We start from the raw sequence: 18,842 nt of genomic DNA, 5'->3' as shown, positions 1-18,842 counted from the left end.
AGACGTCTGAAACAAGGGGGGACTACTCATGCTCGCGCAACTTCCACCGGCCTTACAGAATCTCAAGCTACCGCTGCGTCTTCGACTCTGGGACGGCCATGAATTCAACCTGGGCCCGGATCCCAGCGTCACCATTGTGGTCAAGGACCCCATGATGGTTTCCAAGCTCAGCCATCCGACGCTCGACTCACTGGGCGAAGCTTTCGTCGAGGGCAAACTGGAGCTGGAAGGCTCCATTTCCGAAGTGATCAGGGTCGTTGACGAGTTGAGTCATGCCCTGGTTGATGACGACGAGGGGAGTCGTCCGGTGCGCTCGATCCACGACAAGGCCACCGACGCAGCGGCTATTTCCTACCATTACGACCTGTCCAACGAGTTCTACCAGCTGTGGCTGGACCGCGACATGGCCTATTCCTGCGGGTATTTCGAAACCGGCAGCGAATCCCTTGATCAAGCCCAACAAGACAAATTCCGCCACCTGTGCCGCAAATTGCGGCTGCAGCCGGGGGAGTATTTGCTCGACGTGGGCTGCGGTTGGGGTGGGCTGGCGCGGTATGCCGCGCGGGAATTCGGGGTCAAGGTGTTTGGTATCACCCTGAGCAAGGAACAGCTGGCGCTGGCCCGGGAGCGGGTGAAGGCCGAAGGCCTGGAAGACCAGGTAGAGCTGACGCTGCTCGACTACCGCGACTTGCCCCAGGATGACCGGTTCGACAAGGTGGTGAGCGTGGGGATGTTTGAACACGTTGGCCACGCCAACCTGGCTGAGTACTGCAAGATTCTCTACGGCGCGGTGCGTGAGGGCGGCCTGGTGATGAACCACGGGATTACCGCCAAGCACATTGATGGCCGGCCCGTAGGCCGTGGCGCCGGGGATTTTATCGAGCGTTATGTGTTCCCCAACGGCGAGTTGCCGCATCTGTCGATGATGACCGCCGAGATCAGCGACGTGGGCCTGGAAGTCGTCGACGTCGAAAGCCTGCGCCTGCATTACGCGCGCACGCTGGATCACTGGAGCGAGCGCCTCGAAGACAACCTGGAAGCGGCAGGCAAGATGGTGCCGGAACAAGCCTTGCGCATTTGGCGCCTGTACCTGGCCGGCTGTGCGTATGCGTTTGCCCGGGGCTGGATCAACCTGCATCAGATTCTGGCGGTGAAACCCCATGCCGATGGTAGCCATGAGCTGCCGTGGACGCGGGATGACCTGTACCAGTAAGCAATGTTACCGGTGATCTGAATGTGGGAGCGGGCTTGTGTGGGAGCGGGCTTGCTCGCGAAGGCGTTGTATCAGAAACACATTCAGTGACTGACACTCCGCTTTCGCGAGCAAGCCCGCTCCCACATTGGGTTCGGTGCAAGCCTTACAAAATTGGAGAAATCAGCCGCGCGATCCGCATGCCCAATTGTTGCAGGCGGTGGGTCTGGCGGTTTTCTTCCTGGCTGATTTCATGGGCCAGGGCGAAGTCTTCCAGCAGCATGTGCTCCACCTGGCTGGCGAAGGTGTCATCTACCGTCAGCAACATCACTTCGAAATTCAGCCGGAACGAGCGGTTATCCAAGTTCGCACTGCCGATGGCGCTGATTTCACGGTCGACCAACACCACTTTCTGATGCAGGAATCCTGGCGTATAGCGAAATACCCGCACCCCGGCGCGCACGGCTTCGATCGCATACAGGCTGGAAGCGGCGTAGACGATGCGGTGATCCGGCCGTGACGGCAGCAGCAGGCGCACGTCGACACCGCGCAATACCGCCAACCTCAAAGCCGCAAACACCGCCTCATCGGGAATGAAATACGGGCTGGTGATCCACACCCGCTCGGTCGCCGCATGAATGGCCTCGACGAAAAACAGCGAGCAGGTTTCGTAGGGATCCGCCGGGCCGCTGGCCAGCAACTGGCAGAGTACGCCGTCGTCCGGGTAGGTATCCGGCAGCAGCAACGGCGGCAGCTCACGCGAGGCCCAGAACCAGTCTTCGGCAAACGACTCCTGCAAGCACGCCACCACCGGGCCGCTGACTTGCACATGGGTGTCACGCCATGGCGCCAGCGGCGGTTTCTTGCCCAGGTACTCATCGCCGACGTTATGCCCACCGACGAACCCGGTAATGCCATCCACCACCACGATTTTGCGGTGGTTGCGGAAGTTGACCTGGAAGCGGTTGAGCCAGCCACTGCGGGTGGCGAATGCCTTGACCTGCACTCCGGCGTCCCGCAGTGACTGCACATAACGATGGGGCAGGGCATGGCTGCCGATACGGTCGTACAGCACGAAAATGGCTACGCCTTCGGCGGCTTTTTCCTTGAGCAAGGTGTGCAGTTGGCGGCCGAGTTCGTCGTCATGAATGATGAAGAACTGGAACAGCACAGCGGTCTTTGCCGAGCGAATCGCCTCGAAAATCGCGCTGAACGTAGCCTCGCCATTGATCAGCAAACGCACCTGATTATTCGCCAGGCACGGCATGCGTCCCAGCTTGGGCATGGCCCGCAGCGAAGCGTAGGCCTGGGAGTTGCGCGCGGCCAGCGCCTCTTCAACCCATGGGCGCCAGTTCAGCTCGGTGATCGCCTTGTGCATTTCCTGGTTGGCCTGGCGCCGCGCCTGAATGTAGGCGTCGAAAGTGCTCCGGCCAAAGATCAGGTAGGGAATCAGCGTCAGGTAGGGGATGAACATCAGCGACAATGCCCAGGCAATCGAGCCTTGGGCGGTCCTGACGGTCAGCACCGCATGGATGGCGGCGAGGGTGCCCAGAAAATGCAGGGTGGCAATGAAATAGGCGAGCAGGTGCGGGCCAAAGAAATCCATGGACAACGGTACTCCTGACGAACAAGTGCCTAACAGACCATGTTCGGCCACGAATGTCGCTATTTTATTTGCTGTGCAACACTGGCGCTTTTGCGGCGTCTAACGCCGACAATTGCCCAGGAGTTACCCGATGAATGCTCGTCTGCTTGGTTTGGCCATGGTTGTTGGTTTGACGCTGCCTGTGGCGGCGCAAGCGCAGATGTTGGCGCCGGGCTTGTGGGAGTTGACCACCAGCAACATGAAGGTCGATAACCAGGACCTGCCGGACTTGTCGCTGATCCTCGGTCAGCTCAAGCAACAGATGACCCCGGAACAACGCGCGATGCTTGAGAAGCAAGGCATCACCATGGCCGGCAAAGGCGTACAGGTGTGCCTGACCCCGGCCCAGGTGGCGTCCGATTCCATCCCGCTGACCGACCCGCAATCGGGTTGCAAGCAGGAAGTGACGGACAAGACCGGCAACCAATGGAAATTCCGTTTCAGCTGCCCGAAAGCCCAGGGCACTGGCGTGGCGACGTTCCAGAGCCAGCAGGAATTCACCACTACGGTTAACGGTACCTTCAACGCCACCGGCGTACAGCAGAAGGGCAGCCTGGACACCCACGCGCAGTGGTTGGGCAGCAACTGCGGTACGGTCAAACCCCGCGCTTAACCTAAGACATACCCCGATCAAAATGTGGGAGCGGGCTTGCTCGCGAATGCGGTGAATCAGTTACAGGTGTATTGGCTGACCCACCGCATTCGCGAGCAAGCCCGCTCCCACATTTGATTGGATTGCCAGGTACAGAGTCTCTTCAGCGCTGAAAATGCAGCGGCAACCCCTGGCAACTGTCGTGCACGCGCCCGTCGTGCCAGGCCAGGTGGCCGGACACAAGCGTGGTGCTGACGCTGTGCCGGAAGCTGCGCCCCGCAAAGGGCGTCCAGCCGCAGCGGGCCAGGACCGGCTGGCTGCTGACGGGCTTGCCGTGAGGCTCGGGTTGGATCAGCACCAGGTCGGCCCAATAGCCTTCGCGCAGGTAGCCACGGTCGGGGATCGCAAACAGGTCCGCGACCCGATGGCTGGTTTTCGCCACCAGCGTGGTCAGCGGCAGCAGGCCGTCGGCGACCAACTCCAGCAGCGCCGGCAGGGCGTGTTGCACCAGCGGCAAGCCTGACGGCGCCTCGCGATACGGTAGTTGTTTTTGCGCCCAGGTGTGCGGCGCATGGTCACTGCCAATTACATCCAGACGATCACTCAACAATGCCAGGCGCAAGGCGTTGCGGTCGGCGCGTGTCTTGATCGCCGGGTTGCATTTGATCTGGTGGCCGAGGCGGGCGTAGTCGCGGTCATCGAACAAGAGGTGATGCAGGCAGACCTCCGCCGTGATGCGTTTTTGCGCCAGGGGTTTATCTTCGAACAGCACCAATTCCCGGGCGCTGGTGATGTGCAGCACATGCAGGCGCGTGCCGTGCCGCTTGGCCAGTTCCACCGCCAGGGACGAGGAGCGATAGCAGGCCTCGGCATCGCGGATCAGCGGGTGTGCTACGGCAGGAATGTGCTCACCGAAACGCTCGCGCATCCTTTGCTCGCTGGTGTGGATGCTGGGAGTGTGCTCGCAGTGGGCCAGGAGAATGGTTGGCACCTCGGCGAACAGACGCTCGAGGATCTTCGGATCATCCACCAGCATATTGCCGGTAGACGCACCCATGAACACTTTGACCCCGGCGACTTCCCGCGGGTCCAGCGCGGCGACGGTGTCGAGGTTGTCGTTGCTCACTCCGAAGTGAAAGCCATAGTTGGCCACCGAATGCAGCGCCGCGCGGCGCTTCTTGTCGGCCAGGGCTTCCAGGTTCAGGGTCGCCGGGTTGGTGTTGGGCATGTCCATGAAACTGGTGATGCCACCGGCCACCGCCGCACGGGACTCGCTGTAGAAGCTGCCTTTGTCCGGTGCGCCGGGCTCTCGGAAGTGCACCTGGTCGTCGATCATTCCCGGCAGCAGCCACTGGCCTTGGGCGTCGATTTCCACGGTGGCGTTGGCGTTGTCGATGCTGCCGGCGATCTTCTCGATACGGCCATTGGCGACCAGCAGGTCAGCCTCGAATTCCTCGCCTTCGTTCACCAGGCGGGCGTTGCGGATCAGCAGGCGGCTCATGGTCAGAACTCGTTTTGCAGGGCTTTGTAACCCAGCACCAGGTCGACGTTGGTGCGTGCCACGTCTTCGGAAAACTCCGAAGCGCTGACACTCACCGGCGGGAACTGGGACAGGTCGGTGTTGGGGCCGATGCGGGTGGTGGAGGGCACGTAGAACGCGTCGGGCAAATCGCGGCCGTCGACTACAGAGTTGTGCCGCACCACGCAGCCATCGCCGACGACGCAGTTGAACAGCACGCTGTTGAAGCCGATGAACACCCGGTCACCAACGGTGCAGGGCCCGTGGACGATGGAGCGGTGGGCGATGGAGGTGAACTCGCCGATGGTTACGGCGGCGCCGGATTTGGAGTGGATCACCACGCCGTCCTGGATATTCGAATTGGCCCCAATGGTGATCGGGTCCATGTCACCGTTGGCGTCGACTTCGTCGGCGCGGATCACCGCGTAAGGGCCGACAAATACGTTTTCGCCGATGACCACCTTGCCGCAGATGATTGCGGTTTTGTCGACGTAGGCCGATTCGGCAATCACGGGCAGATCGCCGGAAGGGTTCTTGCGGATCATGGGTCAGGTTCCTTGAGAGGCGCGGTGATGATGTTTACGTGATGGCCGTCGATGGCGTTGTAGAAGCAGGTGGGCCGGCCGGTGTGGCAGGCCGGGCCTTGCTGGTCGACGATCAGCAATACCGCGTCGCCGTCGCAATCCAGGCGGGCCTCCACCAGCAGTTGCCGGTGGCCGGAGGTTTCGCCCTTGCGCCACAGTTGCTGGCGCGAGCGGGACCAGTAGCAGACGTGCCCGGTGGCCAGGGTTTCGTCGAGGGCCTGGCGGTTCATCCAGGCCAGCATCAACACTTCGCCGCTGCCGTGTTGCTGGGCGATGGCGGCGATCAGTCCATCGCTGTTCCACGGCAGGGCGTCGAGCACGCTATCGAGTGGAAAGCGGCTGCCGATGGCAGCCTCTTCCAGGTCAAGCATGCTCAGGCTCATGGCTTGCTCAGGGCCGCGCACAGGGTGTTGAGGTTGTATTCGAACAGGCCGGTAAAGGTGCTGGCCGGACCTTCTGCAGCCAGGGCGTCCGAATACAGCGTGCCGCCGATCTGCGCGCCGCTTTCGTCAGCGATCTGCTGGAGCAGACGCGAGTCCTTGATGTTTTCCATGAACACGGCCTTGACCTTGTCCTTGCGGATCTGGGTGATCAGCGTGGCGACTTCGGCGGCCGACGGTTCACGTTCGGTGGACAGGCCTTGAGGCGACAGGAACTCGATACCGTAGGCCTGGCCCAGGTAGCCGAAGGCGTCATGAGAGGTGACGATGCGACGGTTACCCGGTGGCAGCGCGCCAAACTTGGCCTTGGCTTCAGCCAGCAGGCGGTAGATTTCTTTCAGGTACACCTGGCTGTTGTGCTCGTAGTCGGCCTTGTTGGCCGGGTCGGCAGCGATCAGCGCCTTGGTGATGTTGTTCACGTAGATAACGGTGTTGGCCAGGTTGTGCCAGGCGTGCGGGTCGGGGATGGTTTCGCCGTCCTCTTCCATGGTGTGGGAGAGCACGCCTTTACTCGCAGTGACCACAGTGGCCTTGGTCTCGGTGCTGGTGACCAGGCGATCCAGCCACGGCTCGAAGCCCAGGCCGTTCTTGATGATCACCTTGGCCTTGAGCAGGGCCTTGGCATCGTCCGGTGTTGGTTCGTAGGTGTGGGCGTCGGCGTCGGGGCCGACCATGTTGCTGATCTGGATATGATCGCCACCGACCTGGTGGGTCATGTCGTCAAGAATACTGAAGCTGGTAACCACCTGAAGCTTGTCGGCAGCCTGGGCCGTCGCGAACGACAGCGGCAGCAACACACTGAACAGCACGAGTAGAGCGCGCATCGGGAAACACCTCATTGGGATGTAAGCAAAGGCGGGCGGCGCAGCAAGCCGTGCACCGGACCGAAGACCACGGACAGCAGGTACCAGCCGCCAGCCACCAGCACAATTGCCGGGCCGCTGGGCAGCGAGTAGTAGAACGACAGCAACAAGCCAAGCCAGACCGACAGGCATCCCAGCACCGCTGATATGGCGATCAACACCGGCAGGCGCCGGCTCCAGAAACGTGAAGCAATCGCCGGCAACATCATCAGGCCGACCACCATCAACGCGCCGATGGCCTGGAAACCGATCACCAGGTTCAGCACCACCAGGGTCAGGAACAGGCCGTGGGCCAGCGGGCCGAGGCGGCTGACGGTTTGCAGGAACAGCGGGTCGAGGGTGTCCAGCAGCAGCGGTTTGTAGATCACCACCATGGCGATCAGGCTGAAGCCCGAGACCCAGAGCATGCCGGTGAGGGTCGGGCCGTCTACCGCCAGGGCCGAGCCGAACAGCAGGTGCAGCAGGTCCAGGCGTTTTCCGGCGAGGCCGAGGATCAGCACGCCGCTGGCCAGGGAGATCGGGTAGATGGCGGCGAGGCTGGCGTCTTCCTTCAGCCCGGTGCGACGGGTAATCCAGGCGGCGAGGCCGGCCATGCTCAGGCCGGCGCCCAGGCCGCCGATGGTCAGCGCGGGCAAACTCAGTCCGGCAAACCAGAAGCCCAGTGCGGCGCCGGGCAGGATGCCGTGGGACACCGCGTCACCGATCAGGCTCATGCGGCGCAGGATCAGGAACACCCCGAGCGGCGCCGTGCTGCATGCCAATACCAGACCGCCGACGAGCGCGCGGCGCATGAAAACGAAATCGAGAAACGGCATCCACAGGTGGGCGGCGAAGTGCATCAGGCCACCTGCATTTGCGGCTGCGGGCGGATCAGTTCTTTGCTGGAGCCGAACACGCAGCCACTGCTTTTGATCTGCACCACTTGCTGGGTGTGTTGGCGTACGGAGCCGAGGTCATGGCACACCACGACCACCGTGCGGCCTGCGTCGTGCCAGGCGTGGATGTGTTTCCAGCACAGCGCCTGGCCGTCTTCGTCGAGGGCGGCGTGGGGTTCGTCCAGGAGCAGTATCGGCGACTCGGCCAGGCTCATGCGGGCGAGCAGGGCGCGTTGCAGTTCGCCGCCCGACAAGGCCATCAACGGCCGATGCTCCAGGCCGCTGAGGCACCAGTCTTCGAGCACGGCGCTCAGGCGTTCGGTACGTTGTTGCGGGGTTTGCCTGCTGCCCCAAAAACCGGCGGCCACCAATTCTTCAAGGCTGATAGGAAACTGGCGATCGAGGTTCTGTTGCTGGGGCAAAAACGACAGGCCACCTCGGCGTGGAACATCGATCGTCACTTTCCCCGCCAGTGGCTTCTGCAATCCGGCGATAACTTTCAGCAGGCTGCTTTTGCCGGTGCCGTTGGCGCCGATGATGCCGGTAAGGCTGCCTTTTTCCAGGGTGAAATCCACGGCGGGGGTCAGTGGTTGGCCGGGGGCGCCCCAGCGCAAAGCGGTGCAGGTGATCATTCGGAAGGTCTCGTCCAGCGGCTTTCGGCCACGGCATCGTGCGCGTGAAGGCTTTCGGCGTGGATCACTTTCAAGTGGAAGGCATTGACCGCATCCGAGCGTTTCAAGGCGAGGTTCAGGCGGCGGGCGGCGTCTTCGCAGAACATCAGGTTCTGCCCGTTGGCCAGGGCGAAGGCTTGTTCGTCTGCACGCTTTACGGCGGTTTGCACTGCAGTGCCGAGGGCGGCTTCGGTTTCGTCGATCAACTGGGTCAGCGGCAGTGTTGGCTGATCGCCCTGAAGCCGGACCTGCAACAGCGCGCTGCTGCGCTGGCTGTGGGGCGTGGCGACGATGCCGTTTGCGCTGCCGAGCCAGGTCAGTACGTCTTCGTGCTGCAGCGGTGTGCCGGCAAAGTCCTCGATAAATTGCTGCTGAATCAATTGCCTGGCGAGGGCAGCGGAGCAAGGGCAGGTTGAAGAGTAAGTAACGTCAATTTTTAGTTCCACGTGGAACATCTGGTTTTCCAGGCGCGCCTCGATGCTTACCGGGTAGCTTTTCCAGCCGGCCAACGGGCTGACCAGCGCCGGACGTTTCAGCAGCAGACCTGCATGAATTCGCAGGTAGGCATTTGTGGATAAACCTTCATGACTGTCGAGAAAACGTTGCAATACACTGCGCAGCAGTGCTGGCGTAAGCGGCTGCTGTTCAAGCATTTCCAGCGCCAGGTAAAGCCGTGACATATGAATGCCACGGGCCTCGCCGTCGTCCAGGCTGACGCCGGCATCAGCCGTGGCGCTAAGGCTTTGGCCGTCGATCAGAATGGGCAGGGCAATGCCGCACATGCCCACCCAATCGAGCGGCAAGGCTTGGCGTGAAGCCTGCGCGGCGATATCGGGCAGAGTCAGCGCGTTCATGAGCAGGTCCATCGTTGGAAATAAAAAGACATGTTATATTATTACAATTGAAACGACGAAAGTTTTTCTGTTCTGTCTTTTATTCAGTCATGTCGAGTACGGAAGCTCCTTTATTTGCGGTGTAAGTCATGCACAGACGTCAACTCCTCAACCTGCTGCTGGCCAGTGCGGTGTTCACCTTGCCCTTGGGCGTGTCTGCCGCGCAGATCCGCAATGCACGGCTGTGGCGGTCGGATAACACGCTGCGGCTGGTGCTGGACCTCAGCGGCCCGGTGCAATACAAGACCTTCACCCTGACCGCGCCGGAGCGGTTGATCATCGATTTGAGCGGCGCGAAGCTGACCGGTGATTTCAGCCAACTGGCCCTGACCAACAGCGGCATTACCTCGATTCGCTCGGGGCATTTCGGGCAGGGCGATACGCGGATCGTGCTGGATTTGAAGGCGCCGATGCAGCTCAACAGCTTTCTCCTGCCGCCGCAGGATGGCCAGGGCCACCGCCTCGTGCTGGACCTGACAAGCGCCACTCATGCGCCTATGCAAATCGCTGCGGCACCGGCCGCGTTGGCTGCACCCGTGCCGGCGCCGGTGGACAGGGCTCATCCGAAACGCGACATCATCGTGGTGGTCGACCCTGGGCACGGCGGCAAGGATCCCGGCGCGATTGGCTCAAAGGGCCAGCGCGAAAAAGACGTGGTGCTGTCCATCGCCCAGTTGCTGGCCAAGCGTCTGAAGCGCGAGAAGGGCTTCGATGTGAAGCTGGTGCGCAACGACGACTTCTTCGTGCCGCTGCGTAAACGTGTGGACATCGCCCGTCAGCACAAAGCCGACATGTTTATCTCGGTACACGCCGATGCCGCGCCACGGCTTACGGCGTCCGGCGCCTCTGTCTATGCGCTGTCTGAAGGCGGCGCCACCTCCGCCACTGCACGGTTCATGGCGCAGCGGGAAAACGGCGCCGACCTGTTGGGCGCCACCACCTTGCTCAATCTCAAGGACAAGGACCCGATGCTGGCCGGGGTGATTCTCGACATGTCGATGAACGCCACCATCGCCTCCAGCCTGCAACTGGGCAGCTCGGTACTGGGCAGCCTGCAAAGCATCACCACGCTGCATCAAAAACGCGTGGAACAGGCCGGCTTTGCGGTGCTCAAGTCGCCGGACGTGCCGTCGATCCTGGTGGAAACCGGGTTTATCTCCAACACCCAGGACGCCCAGCGACTGGTCACCGCACGCCATCAACAGGCGGTGGCAGACGGTTTATTTGAAGGGTTGAAGAACTACTTCCAGAAGAACCCGCCGATGAACAGCTACATGGCCTGGGTTCAGGAACAGAAAACCGGCCAGGTCTAACAGCCGGTGATTCGACTACAGGTGAACTTGGCGCTGGCACCACCGGAACTGGAAAACCGGTTGAGGGTGGTCCAGCCCACTCGCCGCGTGTAGCCCACCCACGCCTCACCATCGGAAGCCAACCCGGTAAAGAACGTCAGTTGCCCGTAGCGGCTGCTGGTCTGTGCCCAATAGCGTTTTCCGATCACTTCAAAGCCCCGCAAATACGTAGTGCTGCCTGCCGTCGCGACGCTGTAGGCATTGCCCTGGGCGTCGACGCACGCCAGCAGGTTGGCGCTGCGGGTGCAGTTGGCCAGCAGGCTGGGCACCTGGGCGTTGGCCAGGCTCGCCAGCATCAGCAACACAGCACACAGCAGGTATTTCATAGAGGCTCTCGGGGCGTTATTCGGCTGCCAGCATTGCGCCCTTCGTCGTCACGAGCAAGGGGGATTGGCTTATTTGCATTGTTATACTATAACATTAAAAAACAGCCTGACCCGTGAACCACCTCCGATGACCGAACAAGACCTTCTCGCCCAACCCTGCGCCGACTACATGAATGAAGCCCAGCAAGGTTTCTTCCGCGAGCTGCTGCTGGCCCAGCGCAACGAGCTGCAAGCGCGTATCGACGCTGAATTCATGGTGCTGCGCGAACAGGAGCCCAACAGCGATCCCGCCGATGTCGGCAGCGCCGAAGAACAGCGCCAATGGCAACTGCGCCTGCTGGAACGCGAAAAAAAGCTGTTGGACAAGATCGACGAAGCCCTGGAACGCCTGGCCCGCGGTGAATACGGCTGGTGCCGTGAAACCTGCGAACCCATCGGCCTCAAGCGCCTGCTGCTGCGCCCCACGGCCACCCTGTGTATCGAAGCCAAAGAACGTGAAGAGCTGCGCGAACGCCATCAACGGGCGATTTGACCGGCCAACCCTGATGAGGAATACCTGATGCCCAATCGTCTCCCCGTTACTGTGCTGTCCGGATTCCTCGGCGCCGGCAAAAGCACGCTGCTCAACTACGTCCTGCGCAACCGCGAAAACCTGCGGGTGGCGGTGATCGTCAACGACATGAGCGAAATCAACATCGATGGCAGTGAGGTCCAGCGCGACGTCACCCTCAATCGCTCCGAAGAAAAACTGGTGGAGATGAGCAACGGCTGCATCTGCTGCACCTTGCGCGAAGACTTGCTGGAAGAAGTCGGAAAGCTCGCCAAGGAAGGTCGGTTCGATTACCTGTTGATCGAGTCCACTGGGATCTCCGAGCCGCTGCCGGTGGCGGAAACCTTCACCTTTCGCGACGAAGACGGCCAGAGCCTGGCGGACATTGCCCGGCTCGACACCATGGTCACCGTGGTCGACGGCATGAACTTCCTGCTCGACTACCAGGCTGCCGAAAGCCTGGCGTCCCGGGGCGAAACCCTCGGTGAAGAGGACGAACGCTCGATCACCGACCTGCTGATCGAGCAGATTGAATTTGCGGATGTGATCCTCATCAGCAAGATCGACCTGATCAGCAGCAGTGAGCGCGAGGAGTTGATGGCGATCCTGGAGCGCTTGAACTCCCAGGCTGAAATCATCCCGATGGTCATGGGCGAAGTGCCGTTGGCGAAGATCCTCAACACCGGCCGTTTCGACTTCGAGCGTGCTTCCCAGGCGCCGGGCTGGTTGCAGGAACTGCGTGGCGAACACCTGCCGGAAACCGAAGAGTACGGCATCGCCTCCACCGCCTATCGCGCCCGCCGCCCGTTCCACCCGCAGCGGTTTTTCGACTTTATCGACCGGCCTTGGGTGAATGGAAAACTGCTGCGTTCCAAGGGCTTTTTCTGGCTGGCCAGCAAACACCAGGACGCCGGTAGCTGGTCCCAGGCTGGCGGCCTGATGCGCCATGGGTTTGCCGGGCGCTGGTGGCGTTTCGTGCCGAAAACCCAGTGGCCCCAGGACGAGGAAGGCATCGCCGCAATCATGAAAAACTGGCAACTGAGCACCGGCGATTGCCGGCAGGAGCTGGTGTTTATCGGCCAGAACATCGACTTCGCCCAGATGACCGCCGAGCTGGACGCTTGTTTGCTGACCGACGATGAAATGGCCACGGGTGTCGAAGGCTGGCGCTTGTTGGCCGATCCCTTTGGCCCTTGGTTCGAAGAGGCTGCCTGATGCTGGCACCGACCCTGAAACTGCGCTCGGTGGTACGCCAGACCCACGGCGAAACCCCGGCCGTGCTCACTGATATCCTTGAGGACGGCGTGAACCTGGCGGTGTGGCAGCGTCAGTTGCCTCTGCACATCGCCGAGTTCGGCGCGTTACTGGTGGCACTCAATGAGCCATTGGCCGAGTCGCTGGTGGTTGAACTGAACAGCGAAGACGCCGAGCCAAACCTGCAGGACTTGGCATCAGGTTGCCGTGACCTTGAAGGCTACGAAGGCTTTATCGCCGATGTGTCGTGGTTGGTCAGCGCCTTTGCCTGTTTGCTCGGAGCCAAGCGTATCGGCGTGCGTTTGCGGCTATTGGACAAGGCCATGTGCCCGCGTTTTCATGTGGATCATGTGCCGGTGCGGCTGATCACCACCTACGCCGGCATCGGCAGCCAGTGGTTGCGCGAGGGGGTTATGGAGCGGCGACACCTGAGCCAGGCGAGTGCTGAGCCGGAAGAACGCATTGAGCAAATCCACTGCGGTGAAGTGGCGTTGCTCAAGGGCGAAAAATGGCACGGCAACGAGGGCTTTGGCCTGATCCACCGCTCGCCGCCGCTGCAAGCGGATCAACGACGGTTGATTCTGACGCTGGATTGGTTGGCGTAACCGGGTAGGATCGAACCTCTCTACACGGTCTGAATGATGCCCACCATGCTGCAGAACATTCCCACCCATGTGATTGCCGGGCCCCTGGGCGCCGGCAAGACCAGCCTGATCAAGCACCTGCTGGCCCAGCGCCCGGCCAACGAGCGTTGGGCGGTGTTGATCAATGAGTTCGGGCAGATTGGCCTGGATGCCGCGTTGCTCACCCGTGACGACGACGGGATTGCCCTCGGTGAAGTGGCGGGTGGCTGCCTGTGTTGCGTCAATGGTGCGCCGTTCCAGGTAGGGCTGGGGCGTTTGTTGCGTAAGGCAAAGCCCGATCGGCTGTTTATCGAGCCGTCCGGGCTTGGGCATCCGGCTCAATTGCTCAAGCAGCTGCGGGAAGCACCCTGGCAGCAGGTACTGGCGGTGCAGCCGTGCGTACTCGTACTGGACGCCCAGGCGTTGGCGGCGGGTAAACCTTTACCCAATGCCCAACGGGAGGCATTAGCCAGCGCCGGGCTGTTGGTATTGAACAAGAATGAAGCCTTAAGTGATGCGCAGCGCCTGTTGATTCAAGGACAACTGCCCGACCGGCCGATCTATTGGACGCAGCAGGCGCAACTGCCCTTGGCCCGGTTACCGGGTGTGAATGCTCAAGCGGCAGCGGCTGTGGATAATTTCGAGTTGCCCAAAGGCCTGGGGCAAATGCCGGCCATCTGGACGGATCCGGCATCGCCGATCTGCCTCAGCCAGGGCCAGGAGGATGGCTGGAGCATTGGCTGGCGCTGGCATCCGAGCCAGCGATTCGACGCGCGGCGCATTCAGCAATGGCTGCAATCGTTGGACTGGCGACGGGCAAAACTGGTTATCCACAGCCTGGATGGCTGGGCATCGGCCAACGCTGTGGATAACGCAGCATTGGCCTGGCAGCCCAGCGAATGGCGGCGGGATTCGCGTATCGAATTGATCTTCAGCGAAGTGCAGGACGTTGCGCAGTTACAGGGTGGGTTAACCGCTTGCCGTCAGTGACGGGTCTTGCTGTTGCCATGCTCCTGGCGCCACTGGCTTAGCTCAATGATCTCGGCGCTGGGCAATGGCGTCTTGATCTCGAACGGGTAGGGCGCCAGCTCGATTTGTGCACTGTGGGCGCCGAATTGGGTGATGGTCCCCGGGTGCCGCGTTTCGCCGGTCACGGTGAATTCGAAGTTGTAGATCCGTGCCAGGCGCCGCCGCCCGCTGGCATCTTTCACAAAACCGATGCGCTTCAACGCCACGGCGCCATCGAGTAGCTCGATGTCGAGCTTGGCGCAGTGCTGCTTGACCCGTTCCAGCGCCCGCTCGCGCAGGCCGTGGTTGTGCCACAGCCAGGCGGCACCGGTCGCCAGCAGCATCAGCACGAAGATATTTCCGAGGGTCAGCATTCGATGAACTCCAACAAAGTAGGGCCAGCTTAACTGCGTCTCCGGTCTGTCGTACAGGCCGCGTTTAGTCGCATACTGCGCAGCCAGAATATCAACGGCTTTACGGAAATCCCCTGCATGAAACGTACGCCCCATCTGCTTGCGATCCAGTCTCATGTGGTCTTCGGCCACGCCGGAAACAGCGCCGCCGTGTTCCCCATGCAACGGGTCGGGGTGAACGTGTGGCCGCTCAATACGGTGCAGTTCTCCAACCACACTCAGTATGGTCAGTGGGCGGGAGAAGTGTTGGCGCCGCAGCAAATTCCTGCGCTGGTGGAAGGCATCGCGGCGATTGGCGAGCTGGGCAACTGTGATGCAGTGCTGTCGGGCTACCTGGGCAGTGCGGCCCAGGGCCGGGCGATCCTCACCGGCGTGGCGCGGATCAAGGCGATCAACCCCAAGGCTCTTTACCTGTGTGACCCGGTGATGGGGCATCCGGAAAAAGGCTGCATCGTGCCCCAGGAGGTCAGCGACTTCCTGCTGGAGGAAGCGGCGGCGATGGCCGACTTCCTGTGCCCCAACCAACTGGAGCTGGACAGCTTTGCCGGGCGCAAGCCGCAGTCGCTGTTCGATTGCCTGGGGATGGCCCGTGCGTTACTGGCCCGCGGGCCGAAAGCGGTGTTGGTCAAGCACCTGGATTATCCCGGCAAGCTGCCGGACGGCTTCGAAATGCTGTTGGTGACGGCTGAAGGCAGCTGGCACCTGCGTCGGCCACTGCTGGCATTCCCGCGTCAGCCGGTGGGCGTGGGCGACCTGACGTCGGGCCTGTTCCTGGCGCGGGTGTTGTTGGGCGATAGCCTGGTGGCGGCCTTTGAGTTCACTGCTGCAGCGGTGCATGAAGTACTGCTGGAAACCCAGGCGTGCGCCAGCTATGAGCTGGAACTGGTGCGCGCCCAGGACCGGATTGCCCATCCGCGAGTTCGCTTCGAGGCAACCCCGATAGGGCTTTAAGGCCCGTCTGCCTTGATTTCCTGATAGCGCTTTTCCAGCTCCTGGCGAATCTGCCGGCGCTGTTGAGCCTGCACAAACCGGCGCTTGTCTTCGCTGTTCTGCGGTTGCAGCGGCGGCACGGCGGCCGGTTTGCGCTGGTCATCCACCGCGACCATGGTGAAGAAGCAGCTATTGGTGTGGCGTACCGAACGCTCACGGATGTTCTCGGTGACCACCTTGATCCCCACTTCCATCGACGTGTTGCCGGTGTAGTTGACCGAGGCCAGGAAGGTCACCAGCTCGCCGACATGGATCGGCTCGCGAAAAATCACCTGGTCCACCGACAACGTCACCACATAGCGCCCGGCATAACGGCTGGCGCAGGCGTAGGCCACTTCGTCGAGGTACTTGAGCAGCGTGCCGCCGTGCACATTGCCAGAGAAGTTGGCCATGTCAGGGGTCATCAATACTGTCATCGACAGCTGGGCGTTTCCGGGTTCCATAGCACACTCACGGGTTGTAGGCATTGGGTGGGGAGGCACCTCTGCGGGTGCTGGAATCTTTGCAGAGCCATTCATAACGGGACGCTGGGCCCCGGCTTGCCGTCACGCCCGGGGCGATCTGTTTCCATATATTGCACCGGCTTTCTGCCGCAAGTCGCGGTGTTACCCTTCAAAAGCCCGTCTCAAAGGCAATTCTTACGATCAAGGCAGACTTTTCTTTCCGTTCATTGCGACCTTTCGGGGTGCATGCGTGGAAATGGGAAAAGCGCCAGTACCCCTCAAGGAGCCCCTCGCCATGCACGCCATCAGCTTTATCCAGGACCTGGCCGTGATCATGCTGGTGGCCGGGGTGGTGACGATCCTGTTCCATCGGCTCAAGCAGCCGGTGGTGTTGGGGTATATCGTCGCCGGCTTCATCATCGGCCCGCACACCCCACCGTTTGGCCTGATCCACGACGAAGACACGATCAAGACCCTGGCCGAGCTTGGGGTGATCTTCCTGATGTTCTGCCTGGGCCTTGAGTTCAGCCTGCGCAAGCTGTTCAAGGTTGGCGCCACCGCATTTATCGCGGCGTTCCTCGAAATCATCCTGATGATCTGGATCGGCTACGAAATCGGCCGCTGGTTCGACTGGAACACCATGGACTCGCTGTTCCTGGGCGCGATCCTGGCGATTTCCTCGACCACCATCATCGTCAAGGCGCTCAATGACCTGAAGATGAAAAACCAGCGCTTTGCCCAGCTGATTTTCGGGGTGCTGATCGTCGAAGACATCCTCGGCATCGGCATCATCGCCTTGCTGTCGAGCATTGCCGTCAGCGGCACGGTCAGCTCCGGCGAGGTGTTCTCCACCGTCGGCAAGCTCTCGCTGTTCATGATTGTCGCACTGGTGATCGGGATTTTGCTGGTGCCACGCCTGCTGGAGTACGTGGCCAAATTCGAAAGCAACGAGATGCTGCTGATCACCGTGTTGGGTCTGTGTTTCGGTTTCTGTCTGCTGGTGGTCAAGCTGGAATACAGCATGGTGCTGGGGGCATTCCTGATCGGCGCGATCATGGCTGAATCCCGGCAATTGCTGAAGATTGAACGCCTGATCGAACCGGTTCGCGACATGTTCAGCGCGATCTTCTTTGTCGCCATTGGCTTGATGATCGACCCGCAGATCCTCCTGCAATACGCCTGGCCGATTGCGGTGATTACCGTGGCCGTGGTGCTGGGCAAGATGTTGTCCTGTGGGTTGGGGGCGTTTATTGCGGGTAACGATGGCCGCACTTCATTGCGAGTGGGGATGGGGCTGTCACAGATCGGCGAATTTTCATTCATCATCGCCGCGCTGGGCATGACATTGCAGGTCACCAGCGACTTTCTGTATCCGGTGGCGGTGGCTGTTTCTGCGATTACCACACTGCTCACACCCTATCTGATCCGTGGCGCAGACCCGCTGTCGCTGAAGATTGCCGCAGTGATGCCCAAGCGCATGAGCCGGGTGTTCGGGATGTATGGCGAGTGGCTGCGCAGCATTCAGCCCCAGGGCGAGGGTGCGATGCTGGCGTCGATGATCCGCAAGATCATTCTGCAGGTGGGGGTGAACCTGGCGCTGGTGGTGGCGATCTTCTTTGCCGGCAGCTTTTTCGCGGCGCGTATTGGCAGCTACCTGGAAGGCTGGGTCAGCGATCCGAGCTGGCAGAAGGCATTGATCTGGGGTGGGGCGTTGCTGCTGTCGCTGCCGTTTTTGATTGCGGCGTACCGCAAGCTCAAGGCGCTGTCGATGCTGCTGGCGGAGATGAGCGTGAAGCCGGAAATGGCCGGGCGCCACACTCAGCGCGTGCGCCGGGTGATCGCCGAAGTGATCCCGATTCTTTCGCTGCTGGTGATTTTCCTGCTATTGGCAGCCTTGTCGGCCAGTATCCTGCCGACCAACAAGTTGCTGGTGCTGATCGCCGTGGTGACGGCCGCGGTGGCCGCCGTGCTGTGGCGCTGGTTCATCCGCGTGCATACGCGGATGCAGGTCGCCTTGCTGGAGACCCTGGATAACCATAAGGATACGCCGGAGCACTGAGTGGGTCGCAGAGGGCTGCTTCGCAGCCCAGCGCGAGCAAGCTCGCTCGCCACAACAAGCGCCCTCGGCACACAGGGGTCTCAGCTTTCCAGCCAGACGTCCCGCGCCCAGTGCCACACCGATTCCCAGGTTTCTTCGGTGACGAGTTCTTCTTCGCCGGACCACAGCACCACGGTGCCGTCTTCTTCGACGCAGTAGTAGTCGTCGCCGTCCTGGCAGATCGGGATCATGCTGCGGTCAACACCGGCATCCCAGGCGTTGGCGGCAACGTCCGGCAGGTAGGTGTGGGACTGTGGGTCGGTGACGGTCACCGGCTCCAGGCTGCCGTAGACCACATCGCTGACGGTCAGCAGAAATTCACGGAAGACGAACGGAATATCGATGAACAGTTGTTCCTCGATTTCCACCAGTTGATCTTCGTCAGGCAGCTCCAGAGGAACCGGTACCGGTTCGTTGGCTTCACGCAATTGTTCGATAACTTCTTCCACGGCCGGGATCCTCTTGCTAGATGGCGCGGTTTATAGGGGCGTTTTATACAGTAGCTCGCTAT

The 18,842-nt window shown here is 61.2% G+C and carries 21 protein-coding genes; 9 read left to right on the top strand and 12 right to left on the bottom strand.

What is annotated here, in order from left to right; translation table 11 throughout:
• Positions 1 to 28 precede the first annotated feature (28 nt).
• Positions 29 to 1,213, top strand: a complete 1,185-nt coding sequence (gene cfaB / locus HX818_RS14770) for a C17 cyclopropane fatty acid synthase CfaB (RefSeq protein WP_177020323.1) — start codon at positions 29 to 31, stop codon at positions 1,211 to 1,213.
• A gap of 145 nt (positions 1,214 to 1,358) precedes the next feature.
• Here the strand turns inward: cfaB and cls are convergent, their stop codons facing one another.
• Entirely contained in the window at positions 1,359 to 2,798 is a 1,440-nt protein-coding gene (cls, locus tag HX818_RS14765) for a cardiolipin synthase (RefSeq protein ID WP_003213496.1), read from the bottom strand.
• A 130-nt stretch (positions 2,799 to 2,928) separates the two neighbouring features.
• Here cls and HX818_RS14760 point away from each other — a divergent pair, with 130 nt between their 5' ends.
• Complete coding sequence (locus HX818_RS14760) at positions 2,929 to 3,450, top strand: DUF3617 domain-containing protein (RefSeq protein WP_003213494.1); 522 nt, start codon at positions 2,929 to 2,931, stop codon at positions 3,448 to 3,450.
• A gap of 142 nt (positions 3,451 to 3,592) precedes the next feature.
• On the opposite strand, the gene HX818_RS14755 is transcribed toward HX818_RS14760, so the two are convergent.
• From HX818_RS14755 to folE2, 7 genes are read right to left on the bottom strand one after another with little or no spacing between them, the layout of a single operon-like run.
• Positions 3,593 to 4,930 (bottom strand): dihydroorotase, encoded by a 1,338-nt coding sequence (locus tag HX818_RS14755; RefSeq protein ID WP_177020322.1) that lies wholly within the window; start codon positions 4,928 to 4,930, stop codon positions 3,593 to 3,595.
• A gap of 2 nt (positions 4,931 to 4,932) precedes the next feature.
• On the bottom strand, positions 4,933 to 5,493 hold the full coding sequence (locus tag HX818_RS14750) for a DapH/DapD/GlmU-related protein (protein WP_003213490.1): 561 nt from the start codon (positions 5,491 to 5,493) through the stop codon (positions 4,933 to 4,935).
• Entirely contained in the window at positions 5,490 to 5,915 is a 426-nt protein-coding gene (gene hisI, locus HX818_RS14745; RefSeq protein WP_177020321.1) for a phosphoribosyl-AMP cyclohydrolase, read from the bottom strand. Before hisI ends, HX818_RS14750 begins: the two co-directional genes overlap by 4 nt.
• Positions 5,912 to 6,796, bottom strand: a complete 885-nt coding sequence (locus tag HX818_RS14740) for a metal ABC transporter substrate-binding protein (protein ID WP_003213485.1) — start codon at positions 6,794 to 6,796, stop codon at positions 5,912 to 5,914. The genes hisI and HX818_RS14740 overlap by 4 nt, the downstream gene beginning before the upstream one ends.
• A gap of 11 nt (positions 6,797 to 6,807) precedes the next feature.
• Entirely contained in the window at positions 6,808 to 7,674 is an 867-nt protein-coding gene (locus HX818_RS14735; RefSeq protein ID WP_003213483.1) for a metal ABC transporter permease, read from the bottom strand.
• A complete protein-coding gene (locus HX818_RS14730) occupies positions 7,674 to 8,342 on the bottom strand; it encodes a metal ABC transporter ATP-binding protein (RefSeq protein ID WP_008439505.1) in 669 nt (222 codons plus the stop codon). The genes HX818_RS14735 and HX818_RS14730 overlap by 1 nt, the downstream gene beginning before the upstream one ends.
• Positions 8,339 to 9,235, bottom strand: coding sequence for a GTP cyclohydrolase FolE2 (folE2, locus tag HX818_RS14725; protein WP_177020320.1), 897 nt, complete (start codon positions 9,233 to 9,235; stop codon positions 8,339 to 8,341). Before folE2 ends, HX818_RS14730 begins: the two co-directional genes overlap by 4 nt.
• 128 nt (positions 9,236 to 9,363) lie before the next feature.
• Between folE2 and HX818_RS14720 the strand changes: the two genes are divergently transcribed.
• Complete coding sequence (locus HX818_RS14720) at positions 9,364 to 10,587, top strand: N-acetylmuramoyl-L-alanine amidase (RefSeq protein ID WP_177020319.1); 1,224 nt, start codon at positions 9,364 to 9,366, stop codon at positions 10,585 to 10,587.
• On the opposite strand, the gene HX818_RS14715 is transcribed toward HX818_RS14720, so the two are convergent.
• Positions 10,584 to 10,952 carry a hypothetical protein gene (locus tag HX818_RS14715; RefSeq protein ID WP_003213476.1) on the bottom strand — a complete coding sequence of 123 codons (369 nt, stop codon included), beginning with the start codon at positions 10,950 to 10,952 and terminating at the stop codon, positions 10,584 to 10,586. The genes HX818_RS14720 and HX818_RS14715 overlap by 4 nt on opposite strands.
• A gap of 127 nt (positions 10,953 to 11,079) precedes the next feature.
• Between HX818_RS14715 and dksA the strand changes: the two genes are divergently transcribed.
• The 4 genes from dksA to HX818_RS14695 are packed head-to-tail and all read left to right on the top strand — an operon-like array spanning position 11,080 to position 14,369.
• Positions 11,080 to 11,484 carry an RNA polymerase-binding protein DksA gene (gene dksA, locus HX818_RS14710; protein ID WP_003213474.1) on the top strand — a complete coding sequence of 135 codons (405 nt, stop codon included), beginning with the start codon at positions 11,080 to 11,082 and terminating at the stop codon, positions 11,482 to 11,484.
• A gap of 27 nt (positions 11,485 to 11,511) precedes the next feature.
• Complete coding sequence (gene zigA / locus HX818_RS14705; RefSeq protein ID WP_177020318.1) at positions 11,512 to 12,717, top strand: zinc metallochaperone GTPase ZigA; 1,206 nt, start codon at positions 11,512 to 11,514, stop codon at positions 12,715 to 12,717.
• Positions 12,717 to 13,361, top strand: coding sequence for a DUF1826 domain-containing protein (locus HX818_RS14700; RefSeq protein WP_177020317.1), 645 nt, complete (start codon positions 12,717 to 12,719; stop codon positions 13,359 to 13,361). The genes zigA and HX818_RS14700 overlap by 1 nt, the downstream gene beginning before the upstream one ends.
• Positions 13,362 to 13,406: 45 nt before the next feature.
• On the top strand, positions 13,407 to 14,369 hold the full coding sequence (locus HX818_RS14695) for a GTP-binding protein (RefSeq protein WP_177020316.1): 963 nt from the start codon (positions 13,407 to 13,409) through the stop codon (positions 14,367 to 14,369).
• Here HX818_RS14695 and HX818_RS14690 read toward each other — a convergent pair.
• On the bottom strand, positions 14,363 to 14,761 hold the full coding sequence (locus HX818_RS14690; RefSeq protein ID WP_003213466.1) for a DUF3301 domain-containing protein: 399 nt from the start codon (positions 14,759 to 14,761) through the stop codon (positions 14,363 to 14,365). The genes HX818_RS14695 and HX818_RS14690 overlap by 7 nt on opposite strands.
• Before the next feature lie 117 nt (positions 14,762 to 14,878).
• On the opposite strand from HX818_RS14690, the gene pdxY reads away from it, so the two are divergent.
• Positions 14,879 to 15,751, top strand: a complete 873-nt coding sequence (pdxY, locus tag HX818_RS14685) for a pyridoxal kinase PdxY (RefSeq protein WP_003213465.1) — start codon at positions 14,879 to 14,881, stop codon at positions 15,749 to 15,751.
• Here the strand turns inward: pdxY and HX818_RS14680 are convergent.
• On the bottom strand, positions 15,748 to 16,233 hold the full coding sequence (locus tag HX818_RS14680) for an acyl-CoA thioesterase (RefSeq protein ID WP_003213461.1): 486 nt from the start codon (positions 16,231 to 16,233) through the stop codon (positions 15,748 to 15,750). The two genes, pdxY and HX818_RS14680, sit on opposite strands and share 4 nt — an antisense overlap.
• A 295-nt stretch (positions 16,234 to 16,528) precedes the next feature.
• On the opposite strand from HX818_RS14680, the gene HX818_RS14675 reads away from it, so the two are divergent.
• Positions 16,529 to 18,292, top strand: a complete 1,764-nt coding sequence (locus HX818_RS14675; protein WP_003213459.1) for a cation:proton antiporter — start codon at positions 16,529 to 16,531, stop codon at positions 18,290 to 18,292.
• Between the two features lie 80 nt (positions 18,293 to 18,372).
• Here HX818_RS14675 and HX818_RS14670 read toward each other — a convergent pair whose 3' ends face one another.
• Positions 18,373 to 18,780: an SMI1/KNR4 family protein gene (locus HX818_RS14670; protein ID WP_003213456.1), complete on the bottom strand. Its 408-nt coding sequence runs from the start codon at positions 18,778 to 18,780 to the stop codon at positions 18,373 to 18,375.
• Positions 18,781 to 18,842 lie beyond the last annotated feature (62 nt).

The sequence above is a fragment of the Pseudomonas sp. F9001 genome, assembly GCF_013385435.1.
Taxonomy (GTDB): Bacteria; Pseudomonadota; Gammaproteobacteria; order Pseudomonadales; family Pseudomonadaceae; genus Aquipseudomonas.
Note: the sequence above shows the minus strand (reverse complement) of the source record. Positions and strands in the feature narration are given on the sequence as shown.